This window comes from uncultured Shewanella sp. (assembly GCF_947491715.1).
In the GTDB taxonomy this organism is placed as follows: domain Bacteria; phylum Pseudomonadota; class Gammaproteobacteria; order Enterobacterales; family Shewanellaceae; genus Shewanella.
Window position 1 is genome coordinate 106,584 of record NZ_CANLKR010000003.1, and the last position, 14,309, is coordinate 120,892.

At 40.8% G+C, this 14,309-nt stretch carries 12 protein-coding genes; 6 read left to right on the top strand and 6 right to left on the bottom strand.

From position 1 onward, the window contains the following. Positions 1-67: 67 nt before the first annotated feature. The 3 genes from asnS to pabB form a co-directional block, all read right to left on the bottom strand. Positions 68-1,468 (bottom strand): asparagine--tRNA ligase, encoded by a 1,401-nt coding sequence (asnS, locus tag Q0779_RS04745; protein WP_298770048.1) that lies wholly within the window; start codon positions 1,466-1,468, stop codon positions 68-70. Between the two features lie 255 nt (positions 1,469-1,723). Further along, positions 1,724-2,296, bottom strand: a complete 573-nt coding sequence (locus Q0779_RS04750) for a CoA pyrophosphatase (protein ID WP_298770051.1) — start codon at positions 2,294-2,296, stop codon at positions 1,724-1,726. A gap of 196 nt (positions 2,297-2,492) precedes the next feature. Continuing rightward, positions 2,493-3,923 (bottom strand): aminodeoxychorismate synthase component I, encoded by a 1,431-nt coding sequence (gene pabB, locus Q0779_RS04755; RefSeq protein ID WP_298770053.1) that lies wholly within the window; start codon positions 3,921-3,923, stop codon positions 2,493-2,495. A 107-nt stretch (positions 3,924-4,030) separates the two neighbouring features. Here pabB and Q0779_RS04760 point away from each other — a divergent pair, with 107 nt between their 5' ends. From Q0779_RS04760 to Q0779_RS04780, 5 genes are all read left to right on the top strand, one after another. After that, positions 4,031-5,575, top strand: a complete 1,545-nt coding sequence (locus Q0779_RS04760; protein WP_298770220.1) for a fumarate hydratase — start codon at positions 4,031-4,033, stop codon at positions 5,573-5,575. Between the two features lie 490 nt (positions 5,576-6,065). Continuing rightward, complete coding sequence (locus Q0779_RS04765) at positions 6,066-6,620, top strand: AAA family ATPase (protein WP_298770055.1); 555 nt, start codon at positions 6,066-6,068, stop codon at positions 6,618-6,620. A gap of 51 nt (positions 6,621-6,671) precedes the next feature. Continuing rightward, positions 6,672-7,244: a cysteine hydrolase family protein gene (locus tag Q0779_RS04770; protein WP_298770058.1), complete on the top strand. Its 573-nt coding sequence runs from the start codon at positions 6,672-6,674 to the stop codon at positions 7,242-7,244. A gap of 43 nt (positions 7,245-7,287) precedes the next feature. Then, entirely contained in the window at positions 7,288-8,220 is a 933-nt protein-coding gene (locus tag Q0779_RS04775) for a DMT family transporter (RefSeq protein WP_298770060.1), read from the top strand. Between the two features lie 513 nt (positions 8,221-8,733). Further along, a complete protein-coding gene (locus Q0779_RS04780) occupies positions 8,734-8,937 on the top strand; it encodes a hypothetical protein (RefSeq protein ID WP_298770062.1) in 204 nt (67 codons plus the stop codon). 67 nt (positions 8,938-9,004) lie between these two features. Here the strand turns inward: Q0779_RS04780 and Q0779_RS04785 are convergent, their stop codons facing one another. Continuing rightward, positions 9,005-10,327, bottom strand: coding sequence for an aminotransferase class III-fold pyridoxal phosphate-dependent enzyme (locus tag Q0779_RS04785; protein WP_298770064.1), 1,323 nt, complete (start codon positions 10,325-10,327; stop codon positions 9,005-9,007). Positions 10,328-10,582: 255 nt separating this feature from the next. On the opposite strand from Q0779_RS04785, the gene Q0779_RS04790 reads away from it, so the two are divergent. After that, on the top strand, positions 10,583-11,653 hold the full coding sequence (locus Q0779_RS04790; protein ID WP_298770066.1) for an AraC family transcriptional regulator: 1,071 nt from the start codon (positions 10,583-10,585) through the stop codon (positions 11,651-11,653). A 65-nt stretch (positions 11,654-11,718) separates the two neighbouring features. On the opposite strand, the gene Q0779_RS04795 is transcribed toward Q0779_RS04790, so the two are convergent. Together Q0779_RS04795 and Q0779_RS04800 are read right to left on the bottom strand one after the other, a co-directional pair. Continuing rightward, positions 11,719-13,548: a long-chain-acyl-CoA synthetase gene (locus Q0779_RS04795; protein ID WP_298770068.1), complete on the bottom strand. Its 1,830-nt coding sequence runs from the start codon at positions 13,546-13,548 to the stop codon at positions 11,719-11,721. Between the two features lie 85 nt (positions 13,549-13,633). Beyond that, positions 13,634-14,098, bottom strand: a complete 465-nt coding sequence (locus Q0779_RS04800; protein ID WP_298770070.1) for an HIT family protein — start codon at positions 14,096-14,098, stop codon at positions 13,634-13,636. Positions 14,099-14,309 lie beyond the last annotated feature (211 nt).

The following is a 14,309-nucleotide window of genomic DNA, read 5'->3' on the forward strand; positions in this document are numbered from 1 at the left end:
ACAGCTGGGAAGCACAGCTGTTTTTATTCGTAATCGACTTAGCTTATCTTTGTTAAGATATGAGTGTTTAGAAATTAGCCGATTTTGCTGCGCGAGGGAAAGGGATCACATCGCGAATATTGGCTACACCTGTCACATATGAGACAAGACGCTCAAACCCTAAACCAAAGCCTGCGTGAGGCACAGTGCCATAACGACGAAGATCGCGATACCACCAGTAATCTTCTTGATCCAGCTCCATTTCAGCAAGGCGTGCATCCAGTACGTCTAAACGTTCTTCACGTTGCGCCCCGCCAATGATTTCACCAATGCCGGGTGCGAGCACGTCCATTGCGGCAACGGTTTTGCCATCATCATTTAAGCGCATATAAAAGGCTTTGATGTCTTTTGGATAGTTTTTCACGACAACAGGTGCTTTAAAGTGCTCTTCGGCTAAGTAGCGCTCATGCTCAGATTGCAGATCGATACCCCACTCAACATCAAACTCAAACTGTTTACCGCAGTTTTTCAATATTTCTACCGCGTCAGTGTAATCCACTTGAGCAAAATCACTGCTGACAAATGACTCAAGACGTTCAAGGACGGTTTTGTCGACACGTTGAGTAAAGAATTCAAGATCGTCACGACGCTCTTCTAATACGGCTTTAAAGCAATACTTCAGCATGGCTTCAGCAAGGGCGGCAGCATCTTCAAGATCGGCGAAGGCGACTTCAGGTTCAACCATCCAAAATTCAGCTAAGTGGCGACTCGTATTTGAGTTTTCAGCGCGAAAAGTGGGACCGAAAGTATAGATTTTCGACAGGGCGCTGGCATAGGTTTCGCCGTTTAGCTGGCCTGAAACCGTTAAGAAAGATTCTTTACCGAAAAAATCTTCACTGTAATCGACTTTGCCATGCTCATCACGGGGCAAGTTTTCAAAGTCTAAGGTTGAGACTTTAAACATTTCACCGGCACCTTCGCAATCGGATGCGGTGATAAGTGGCGTCGACACCCAAATAAAGCCTTGCTCATGATAAAAACGATGAATGGCTTGTGATAAACAGTTGCGCACACGCGCAACGGCGCCAATAATGTTGGTTCTTGGACGTAGGTGAGCTAGCTCGCGTAAATGTTCTATCGAGTGACGTTTGGCCGCCATTGGATACGTATCTGGATCGTCCACCCAGCCAGTGACTTCAATGCTTGTCACTTGTAATTCAAAAGACTGGCCTTTACCTGGTGAGTCAACCACTTCTCCTGTCATAACAACAGAGCAACCGGCCGTTAATTTTAAAATTTCGTCATTATAATTGACTAAATTATTAGGCACTACACCCTGAATAGGGTCAAAGCAGGAACCATCATAGACGGCTAAAAATGAAATTCCAGCTTTAGAATCACGACGGGTTCTTACCCATCCGCGTACCGTGATTTGCGATCCAATCGCAAAGTCACCCTTAAATACAGAAGCGACAGATGTAATGCTCATTGTTGCTCAGTTCTCCAACGAAAAGTGTTAATTAAAATTAGGATGTCCATCTTACCCTGCTGAGGACTTTTCTCAAGTGTAAACTGAGGTAAGTTGCAATTAGAGGACAGATATTAGGTTTAAAGCGGTGATTGGTTCAAAAAACTGCAATAAAACAGAGGACATATTGTACTTTTCTCATTCATTATCGTTTATTTGTTGTTTGGTTATATTCAGAGATAAATGAGAGTATGAGCAAAATGAACAAGGCTCTCGTTAATGCGTGTCTAAATGTTGGCACAATAGCTCAATGATGGCCGCCGTTGCACCCCAGATGAGATGATGCCGATAAGGAATAAAATAGACAGGGTAAGTATGCCCTTTTCGAGAAAAAGGCTGCATTTTTCTGTGGGTTTTATTCAGTAAATAGGATAAAGGCACAGTAAAATATTCAGCGACTTCTGCTGCATCGATTTGAGGTGTAAAAGGGGCTTTAACGATCCCAAGTACGGGGGTGATTTCAAACCCTGTGAGGGTATGTTGCGGCGGAAACTGTCCAATCACGTCAATATTCGCTGCTGAGAGACCAATTTCTTCTTTTGCTTCTCTTAAGGCCGTGTCAATCAGGTTGCTATCACTTTGCTCAACTTTGCCGCCTGGAAAGCTGACTTGACCGGGATGGGCGCGTAAATGAGTGGGCCTGCGGGTGAATATTAGGTGGAGTTCGTTGTTAATGAGTTGCAAGGCCAGTAGCACCGCCGCAGGTGTTAAGGGGGCATTCACGACTAAGGGATGAGGCGAGGGGAGTGTGTGCACATGATAGCGCAATGTAAATTCATTTAATGTCATTAGCGGATACTGAACGCTGTGCTGCCAGTATTGATTAGCTTGATATGATCTAATTTGATCTTTTTTTGCATTGTATTCATGCCGTCATCCTTCATTACTTAATAGTGCTTTACTCTTTTATATTATCGCCTAAATTAATGCTCAAGCCAACGTAACTTTTTTCACTATTTTTAATTATGATGGCTTGAAAATGGGGTTATCGGTTTGCAAGGATCGGTAAAATTTGACTGACTTTATCATAGCTTTCTTGATATTCAGCTTCCGCTATAGAGTCTGCAACAATACCGCCACCGGCCCAGCAATATAATTGATTCTTTTCGGCGATTAAAGTACGGATAGTAATGCTGGTGTCCATTTGTCCATCTTGACTGAGGTAGCCCATGGAGCCGCAATACAGGCTTCGTCTTGAGGGTTCTAGCTCTTCGATGATTTCCATGGCCCTGATTTTAGGTGCGCCTGTGATAGAACCTCCTGGAAACGCTGCGCGCAGTAATTGAGCTGAATTGGCATCATCGCTGAGTTTAGCGGTCACAGTACTGACTAAATGATGAACGGCAGGAAAGCTTTCAATATTGAATAGCTGAGGCACTTGTACGCTGCCCGCTTGCGCCACTTTACCTAAATCATTACGCAATAAGTCCACTATCATCACATTCTCGGCCCTGTCCTTGATTGAGTGGCGTAAGGTGTGTGCAGATTGAGCATCTTCAATGGGATCAATAAAACGTGGCATGGTCCCTTTAATGGGCTTGGTTTGAATATGTCGATCACGCAGCTGAATAAATCGCTCAGGTGAAATGGATAATATTGCTTGTTCGGGTAATCGCATAAATGCCGAAAAAGGGGCTGCATTACTGGTACGCAGTGTTTGATAGGCTTGGTACTCGTCACCTTGATAAGTGGCTTTAAAGCGCTGGGTTAAATTGATTTGATAGCAATCACCGCTGTGTAAATAGGCTTGTACTTGGTCAAATTTATGTTGGTATTCTTTTTCTGTAAGTTGGCTTTGCCAAGTTGATGTTAAGGCGAAAGCAGCAGCCTTTTTAGGGGGAAAAGCTAAAATTGTCTGTAATTCATCGTATAAGGCTTTAGCTGCCGCTTCACCTTCATAATGAAGTAAATACCAAGCTTGTTCTTGGTAATCGAAAATCAGTGCCCAAGTATAAAAGCCGACGTTCATTTCGGGTAAGGCGATGTCTTTCACTGCTGTTTGGGGAATGTGTTCTATGTGGCGGCCTAAATCATAACTAAAGCTGCCCATGGCCCCACCGCAAAAAGGAAAAGAAGCGGTTTTCTTAACAGGAAAAAGCTGAGTTAAGGTTTGCTCTAATAATGAAAAGGGATCGTCACTAGAGCGTTGCACACTGTCAGGCTGTAGGTGAACATTTTGCCGTAAATGTACAGAAGAGGTATCAAAATAAGCGACTGTACTGGTCTGACCTTGGGTTGTTAAGGTGGCGATCGGTGCCGCACAGATAATATCAACATGGGCATCACAGTGATTAGCGTTCGCGGAATCGAGTAATATGGCCCACGGTGAGTCTGAAAAATAATCAAAAAGGGCTTCTGTGCTTAAATTACAATCAAAACGTTGAAAGAATAAGGCATTATGTGCCGTTTCGCTCATCGATTAGTCCTATTCAAAAAGTGCTGTTTAACTCAAAGTCGCGAAAGAGTATCATAATGTCTATAAATAAAATACGTATGCCAAGCCGGATACGAGAACGCGCCCCTATGAATGTGAATGAGGAAGTGTCTGTGAGTAAAGAAACACCTGTCATTAAACAAAGTGACTTAATTGAAAGCGTTGCCGACGCTTTGCAATATATTTCGTATTATCACCCTAAAGATTTTGTTGATGCGATGGCCGATGCTTATGAGCGTGAGCAAAGCACAGCGGCAAAAGATGCGATTGCTCAAATTCTGATTAACTCACGTATGTCAGCAGAAGGTAAGCGTCCTTTATGTCAAGATACGGGCATTGTGACGACGTTTGTCAAAATTGGTATGGGCGTGCAATGGGATAAATCGGATTTAACCGTACAAGAAATGGTTGATGAAGGCGTGCGCCGCGCGTATACCAACCCTGATAATCCACTTCGTGCATCGATTGTTGCCGATCCTGCTGGCAGCCGTAAAAATACCCGTGACAATACGCCGTCAGTGGTGCATGTTGAAATGGTGCCAGGGGATCAGATTGAAGTGATGATCGCGGCAAAAGGGGGCGGGTCGGAAAATAAAGCCAAAATGGCCATGCTCAATCCATCTGATGATATTGCCGCGTGGGTGGAAAAAGTATTGCCGACCATGGGCGCAGGCTGGTGCCCACCGGGCATGTTAGGGATAGGTATTGGCGGCACAGCAGAAAAAGCGGCTGTGATGGCAAAAGAGTCGTTAATGGAGTCCATTGATATTCATGAACTGCAAGCGCGCGGCGCTGAAACAACCGATGAAAAACTCAGATTAGAGATTTTTGACAGAGCAAACAAACTGGGGATCGGCGCGCAAGGCCTAGGCGGCGTGACCACTGTTTTGGATGTGAAAATTAAGTCGACAGCGACCCATGCTGCATCAAAACCTGTGGTGATGATCCCCAATTGCGCGGCAACGCGCCACGTGCATTTTCATCTTGACGGCACCGGACCTGCCGATCTTGAGCCGCCTTCATTAAGCGATTGGCCTGAAATCACTTGGGAAGTGGGTGACAGTGTTCGCCGTGTGGATTTAAACACGATTACTCAAGCTGAAATGGAAGAGTGGAAGAGCGGTGACACCATTTTACTCAGTGGTAAAATGCTAACGGGCCGTGATGCGGCGCATAAACGTATTCAAAGCTTAATTGAAAGCGGCGAAGGTTTACCTGAAGGTGTTGATTTTACCGGTAAGTTTATTTATTACGTCGGTCCTGTTGATCCCGTTGGCGATGAAGTGGTGGGGCCTGCCGGCCCCACGACGGCGACACGCATGGATAAATTTACCGATTTGATGCTGGATAAAACGGGTTTAATGGGCATGATAGGTAAAGCGGAGCGCGGTCCTGCGACGGTTGAGTCTATCAAGCAACACAAATCAGTGTATTTGATGGCAGTGGGCGGCGCGGCTTACCTTGTGTCTAAAGCCATTAAGAAGTCCCGTGTGGTGGCATTTGAAGACTTAGGAATGGAAGCCATCTATGAATTTGATGTCAAAGACATGCCTGTGACCGTTGCAGTCGACTCACAAGGAGTTAATGCCCACGAAACCGGCCCCGCTATTTGGAAAGTGAAGCTAAATAGTTAATATTTTTTTAAAATTATATAGTTAAAAGCCCTATCGAACCATCGATAGGGCTTACTCATTAAATAAAAATGCCTTCAGAGTTTCTTTTGGCAACAGTTTCAACATCTTTTCTTTTATCTTTTGAAGACTTTTTCCTATATATACCCAAACCACTTGAAGATGCAGGATTCAGCTGGAATTAAAACGCGTTTAGGCAAGGCATTGAATTGAGGGCTTAGTTATTCTAAGTTGATATTCAATAACGCAGAATAAAAGTGTTTTAAACCAGCCCGTTGGGAGCCTGTAAAAAGACTAACTTCTACGTTGCATCACCTCAAAAGGCAATAAGCATTCTTTCAATAATGCGCCTTGAATTAAGCCTTTTTACGGGCTCTGAAAACATGCACTTTCAAGTGGCTTGGGTATATCCCTTTTATCAATTAAATCCAATCAAAATATATCCTTAAAAACGTTATCACGGTTAAGTCATTTCAATAACGAGGGAGTTACTATGCATGATAAACAGCAGCTAATTGTATTCACTGGTGGGCCTAGCTCAGGAAAAACCAGTATTATTAACACGATAACATCAGGAGGGGAAAAGTGTGTCGTGGAAGTGGGTCGTCAAGTCATTAAATCGGAAGTGTTAAAGGGAGGGCAAGCACTTCCATGGGGGAATAAAACGCAATTTCGAGATCAGATGTTGAAAGCAGAACTTTCTTCCTACCAAACCAACCAGCATAGTTCAGGTAAGGTCTTTTTTGATAGGGGTATTATTGACTGTTATGGGTATTCCTTGCTTGAACAGTTAGCGTTCACCGATGAACTTGTGCAAGCTTGTAAGGAAAATAAATATCATCAGGCTGTTTTTATTTTCCCACCTTGGAAAGATATTTATGTTAATGATACAGAAAGAAAGCAAGGGTTTAAAGAAGCGATAAAAACCTATGAAGCAATGTATGCAGCGTATACTTATTTTGGGTATACATTAATAGAAGTTCCTTTTGTAAGCGTGGAAGAAAGAGTGAAATTTATTTTTACCTCATTGGGTTCGATGTCATCTTAGTGATGACTTTATTTGACGGTTTCTAATGAATAATAAATAGGAAGAGATATTATGAAAACAGCTATTATCACATTGGATTTAATCAATGAAATTTGTCATGAAAAGGGGAAGTTGGCTCAATATGCCGATCGTATTGAAGCGCGTCATATTATTGCCAATACGAATCAATTGACGCAATGGGGGCGTGAACAAGAGCACTTAATTTGTCATGTGCGTGTGGGGTTTCGAGCCAATCATAAAGAAGTGTCATCTGCCTCGCCTTTGTTTCTTGGTGCTAAGGTGAATAATGCATTGGTATTGGATAGCTGGGGAGGGGCATTTTGTGAGTCATTGAATCGCGACGTCACGGATGTGGGTATCATTAAGCATCGCGTGAGTGCTTTCTATGGTACTGAGCTGGATGTGCTGTTACGGGCAAATCGCATTGAACGGTTAATTTTATGCGGTGTGTCGACCAATAATGCCGTTGAGTTAACCGCACGAGAAGCACACGATAGAGATTATTACGTGACGGTTGTGACCGATGCATGTGAAACGAATACGGATGAGGAGCAAAAAGCCAGTTTGCGTTTTTTATCTCGGTTTGCTCAGTTAAGCACTGTGAATGACGTTATAGCAGGTTGAGAGCATAATACGCTCTTATAATGATTAAATATGGATCATTTTAATGGGCAATGGAGCTGACGATATGACAGAACAGCGTATTTCAAATCATGATTTCTTAATCAGTGTCGTTTTAATGTTATTTGCGGCTTTTTCTTTGTCGGTAGTCGCGTTACTGGGTAAAGAGTTAACGGGGTTAATTGATTTTCCTGTTTTGATTTTTTTACGGTTTTTCATTCCTTTTCTTATTTTATTGTGGATAGCGATTGTGTTATTACAAGAAAAATGGGATTTGAGCCAGTGGCGGCTGCATTTGTTTCGCGCATTACTGACGGTGTCTTCTCAGTATTGTTTATTTTTTTATTTATTTCATGGTTCGCTATTGAATGGCACTTTACTTTTTACGACTTCGGGACTTTTTTTGCCTTTTATTAGTTATTTATGTTTTAGAACCGCAATAAAAGTGAAAACGTTAGTGGCCACATTGGTCAGTTTTATCGGTGTGAGTCTTATTTTACAAGCCTCGGGTGAGATGAATTGGGTGATGTTTATAGGGTTATTATCCGGTTTTTTAAATGCATGTTCACAAGTCACAATGCACTATTCTTCTAAAAAAGGATCGGCTTTTGATGTGACACTAATGATGTTTGCTTTTTCAAGTTTTTATACATTAATGATTGTACTTATGTTTGGTCATTTGACGCCATTAGCGCATGTTTTTGTATCACCTAATGTTGAGGTTCAATGGCTTATTCTTCTTGGACTGGCCGTATTTACTATTAGTAATCAATCTTTACGGACTAAGGCCTACGGTTACGTGAATAAGCCTGCCAGTTTAACGCCATTTTACTATGTTTCAATTGTCTTTTCGGCTCTGTTAGATTGGTTTGTTTATGATAGAAGCTTGCAATGGCATGCATATGTGGGTTTTTTATTCATTTTTATGGCGGCAGTCGGTATGTCTTGGCGTGGCCGAGATCCAGCTGTGAAATCTTAATATTTGAATTAAAATCAGGAGAATGTATCATTTTATATTGATTTAGCTCTATCATTTCATGTTGATTTTTATCCAGAACAAGGATGTATAAATGCTTGCGGTTGTTATTGGTGTAATACCAATTCTATTATATAGATGATCAATTCAGAGCTTCTCAGGCTTTTCAATTCAAGGCGCATTTATGCTGTAATGGTGATCCCTTTCAAATGAATGCAACGCTGAAGTGGAATGTCTGAGAAGCTCACAAAGTGCGGGCTTCAATATACTTTATGCTACGTTAGATGCTTTCGATATAGAATCACTATTAGCTTCAATCATCCGCGACCGCCATGGATGGTGGGACTGTCTGTTAATGCAGGAGCAATTCACGACCTTGCTTACAGCATGTTGAATTCCCGCTGAAAGATCACTTATATAATAGAGTTGGTATCAATTGGATTTTATTTCCATTTTACTGACTGGGTTGAAAAGAGAGTATTCATTGCGATTGGACTGATGGGACTCTATTTCGTAATGTATTGGTTGTTTGCACCTATTGAGCAGCGGCCATCAAAAGGAGCGAGTTTATTTGAAGGGATCCCTATTGTCTCTTTTGCTGCTATTTTATTTCCGCAACTTAATCAGCAGCTTCCTGAAAAGATCACGCAAGCTTTTGGTTGGTTCGGTTTGATTTCTCTATCAATCATTTTATTGATTTTTATTATCTATGTGTGGTGATGAAAATCAATACGGCTCACTAAAAAATGGGCCGTATTTCATGCTGAATCAAAATAAGTGATTAGCCTTACGCAGAAATGGCCTCAGCCATGGCGCGATCTGCGGTGGCTTCAAGCCAAGCAAGGTCGATATTTTTATGGGCCTCACAGATAAACCAAGGCTCACGTGAGTCAGGCTCTAACATAATACCGTACTTAATTAAGTTATGAGCAAATTGGGTATACAAATCACTGTTGGTTTTTTTCCAGTCGCGATAATTATGAGGCACTTCATCGCCGAAATGCACACCAAACATGGCATCAGGACCGGCAAATTTATGTGCGATACCATGTTTGGTAAATACACGAGACAATAGTGCTTGAATATTCGCGCCCGCTTGATTAATACTGGCGTATGCATCGGTTTCATTGAGCAAGGTTAACGTCGCTTTTGCCGCGCTTAAGGCTATCATATTGGCCGTATAAGTGCCGCCGTGAGTCACGCCTTTTTTGCTGAAGCTGATGACATCCATGACATCGGCTCGACCACCAAATGCCGCAACAGGATAACCATTGCCCATGGCTTTAGCGTAAGTGGTTAAATCGGCATGAATACCATAAAGTGATTGTGCGCCGCCTTTCGCCACACGAAAGCCTGTTTTGACCTCATCCATAATTAATAAACTGCCATGAGTGTCACACATATCACGGAGTTTTTGCATATACGCTTGTGATGAAGCGATGCTGCCGCAGTTACCTAAGATAGGCTCTATGACAATGGCGGCAATATCATTACCGACTCGGTCGAACACGGCATCGATGGCGGCAAAATCATTCAAAGGAACCGTTTCAAGATGTTCTCGGCTTGCTTCTGGGATCCCAACACCAAAAGAAGCGATTTCAGGTGCGACTTGGTTTTCAACATCCCAATTATCCACATCTGATTTCCACATCATTTCATCGTAAAGGCCATGAAAGCCACCTTCAACGACAACGATTTTATTTCGATTGGTAAAACCTCGCGCTGTACGAACAGCGCCGATAACGGCTTCTGTCCCTGAATTAGCAAAACGCATCTTTTCGATATTAGGGCACATTTGCTTAATTAAGGCGATGACTTCAGAGTCTAATTTTGTTGAAAAGCCTGATATAGTCCCGCATTCAGTAATGGTTTTAATGACGGCTTGATCGACTCGGTGGTCGCGATAACCTAAAATTATAGGACCATAAGCTAAGCGAAAATCAACAAATTCTTGCCCATCTTCATCAGTAATGGTGCAACCTTGGGTATGCTTGACAAAAACAGTATTGTTTTCTCCCCAATAGCGATAACTATCAGCGACACCTAATGGCATGTGATTCTGAGCGTGTTCTAATAATGCGTTACCCACGGGTTTAGTTGACTGCGTCATAACATCTTTGTCTTCGTGATTTATTGATGGGGCGCATAATACAGGGCTTATATGCGATTGACTATCATAATGCGTTTTTCCAAGTGACTTTTGATTGTTTGTTATACAGTTTTGAAATCTTATTGATGCTTTCTTATAGCAGCCTTTTTCAGTTTTTTATTGTCAATAAAGTTGTCAATATTTTGACTTGCTTAGAAACCAAATGCTGTTTATTCTGGTTTTAGAAGGGTTTATTATTTTTGGGAGAAATGACATATGGAGTTTGGCCTGACTGCTTACCCAACAGTATCTGCCGCCGCAGTATTGGATTTGTATGATGTTTTGTCTTGTCATGAAGTAATAACACCAAGCAATGCTAGCCAACTCAATTTTAAACGCCAAGATTTGTTGGGGGTTGAGAAACGTGTGCCTTTAGCCTTTGAACGACAGCTATGGGCTATGGGTAAAAAAATATCGAGTTTCGATAATATTGGTTTTGTTGTTGGAACACAAATCAATCTCAATGCACAGGGAGTCTTATCTCATTTATTATCGATGGCTGAAGACTTAAGAGAAGCGATTTATTTGTATAAGAAATATATTGTCTTAATGAATCAATGCGAAAAGATTGATGTGATTGAGCATGACTGGGGCATGCGGATCCTCTACCTTACCGATTATGATTACGAGTTTACTCAAATATCAACAGAGCGCAGTTTGAGTGCCATGGTGACGTGGGCAAGATATTTAACGAAAAATCAGTTAACTTTATTAAAGGCAAGTTTCAAACATGCGGATGTTACCTATTTGACTGATTATAATGATATTTTTGGAAGCAAAGTATGCTTCAATCAAAAAGAGACTTTTCTTGATATACCAAGCAGTGTGGCGAGTTTAAAAATTAAAACGGCGAATGCTTATATTAAAGAGATGCTTGTAAAACGTATTGAGCAGAAAATGAAAGTGCTTCATATTGATGCTTCTTTGAAAGAGAAAGTCGCATTCATTATCAGTCAATATTTGCATTGTCAAACTTGCTCATCTGCTTTTGTTGCCCAAAAATTAAACATGAGTCGACAAACATTACACCGTAAATTGACCAAAGAAGGACTGAATTTTAAGGCCATACTCAGTGAGGTGAGAAAAGAAAAAGTGGTGGGGTATCTATTAGATAAAAATCATAATGTGGAAAGTATAGGAAGTATGCTTGGGTTTAAAGATGCCAGTTCTTTTTATCGCGCTTTTAAATTATGGTTTAATAGCACGCCTAAAATATATCGAATGACGCTGTTGGCTCAAGCCTCAACTGAAATGTTCACAACGCCATTTCAGCTTGATGAGGCTTAAAATAGGTGGTGAACAAGCGTAAGTATCTTCTTTGTTGCATGTCTACGCAAGTCCATACAGGTGGGTTAATAACGATATTGTCCTTGGATAATATCGTGTTGTAAAGTTGCGTTTAAGGGCTGATAGGTTTCAGTATTAGGTAATAAGACAAAAATAGGGTTATCTGAGAGTTCAATATTAAAGCCTAATTCTTTTAGTTTACTTTTTTTGTATTTAAAGGTCCCGGTCATTTCCATTCCTTTACTTAAGCTGATGAAAATGGGAATGGCGTACTGCGGCAGGGCTTGCTTTAATTTATGATAAAAGGCTGAAAAATTAAAATCGGCAATGTCACAATTTAATTTAATTTGTGCCATTCCCGCTTTTCCATTGGTATTGGGAATGCTAACACCATAAACAACGGATTGGCTGATATTGTCTATTTCATCAATAAGCATTTCCACTTCAGTGGTGGAGACATTTTCACCTTTCCAGCGAAAAGTATCGCCAATACGATCGACAAATTGTGTATGTTTAAAGCCAATATCACGCATTAAATCGCCAGTGTTAAACCATGCATCTCCCTTTTCAAAGACATCTCTTAATACACAGTGTTGTGTTTTTTGTTGATCAGTGTAGCCATGAAAGGGTGACTTAGGACTGATTTCTCCAAGCAATAGTCCACTTTGCCCTTTGGCGACTTTTTTGAAAAACCCATGATAGTTTCTGATGGGGCGCTCATTTTCTTTGTCATACTCAATGAGCGCGTACTTATATGGAGAAAACCCGACGGTATGATCAAAGTTCAACACATTACTGAACCCGACATTACCTTCGCTGGAGGCATAAAATTCATAGATACGTTCGATATTGAACCTTTGTTTAAATTCACGCCAAATTGAAGGGCGAAGACCATTGCCTAAGATGATTTTTATTGAATGTTGGCAATCCTCGGCATTGGGTGCACGTTCTATTAAATAACGACACAGCTCGCCGATATAGCCAAATGCAGTGGCATTATAGTAACGAATGTCTTGCCAAAATCGAGAGACACTGAATTTTCTGGCCATAATGAGGGTGGCATTTCCTGCCAAAACGGAGCCCCAACAAATGGCCATAGCAGTAGAGTGATAGAAAGGCAGCGGCACATACATGGCATCGCTTTTAGTCAAGCTCACCGTTGCATGGCCAAAGGAACCATAGGCTTTCATGAATCGTCCGTGATTAAAAATGACCGCTTTAGGTAAACCTGTGGTCCCCGAAGTGTAAACATAGAAACAAGGATCATCATTATAAATGTGTCTGACTTGGGGCAGCATTTTCCCCGATTGGGCACTCATTAAGATCGCTAAATTTTGCCAATGTGCAGGGGCGTGACCCATTTTATTGAGGGTATCGGTATCGGCTAAATAAAAGTGATGTGTGCTAGGAATATGGATATGATCGCGTATTGTTTCATAGGCATCGTAACACTCTTCACCGAGGACAATGAGTTTTGGATTGACGATTTTCAGACTATGAGTGAGCACTTTGCCTTGTTGGCTGGTATTGACCATGGCGCTAATGACGCCGATTTTAGCACATGCTGTGACCACGGCTAGAAGTTCAGGCCTATTTTCAATCATGATGGCGACACAATCGCCTTTTTTAAGACCGTAGTGGAGCAAGGTTCGCGCAATTTTATTACTCCATTCATTAAGCACTTGATAAGTAATATTGCGTTCTTGATATCGAATGGCTAAGCCAAGAGGGGTTTTCTTCGCCGCATTTTCTACACAGAGTCCTAATCCAACAGATTTAGTTTTACTTCTTGCATCGGCTATTTTGAGGCCTTTAATAATGCGAGGTAATTTAAAGAGTATTTCTGGTAGCTTGAGTGCTATTTTTTTTGCTGTGATGATTTCATTATTTTTCATTCTATCAACTCTAGCGATAATGTTTATATTCACTAAATATTATTTAATTAGTCGATAGAAAAAAACGACAATTTGAATCAAGTTATTAGCAATTTGTCTCAAGTTCACATTGCATTTTAATATAGTGTGATAGTTTTTGGGCCCAACGATATGTTTTTTTATTGACTGTATAGTTGAAAGGGTTGATATATCGAGTAAAAATATTAGTGACTAAGAATAATAGATCATATCGATACCTCGGAATTAAATGTAAATGTACATGAGAAACGTGTTGGTAAGCGCCAGGACCATCGTTAATTAAGAAGTGAAAATCTTTAATTTTATTATTCATACCTTTCATTGCTAAAGCCACTTGAGAAGCGGTATTAATAAGTTGTGAGCGCTCTTCGTGACTTAATTTTGTCATTGATTGATGATGATTCTTACTTAAAATTAAAAGGTGGCCTTTATTTATTTTGAATTTATCTAATATGACATGGCAGTGCTTATTTTCATAAATACTCACACAAGGTAAAGTTCCATTATTTATTTTGCAAAAAGCACATGTCATAAAAGTATTACCTTTTTATATTTTGTTTTGTTAATTTACATTATTTGCCTTATAACGCAATATATTAATTAATATTTACTTTAAAATGTTATTCAGTCGATTTAATAATCCAAAATGCATGTTTTTTAGTGCATTCCTTTGAACGTCACTATTCCCATGAAGGTAATAGGGGGCGGAACACGGTATCATTTTTGCATTGATGAAATCGTTT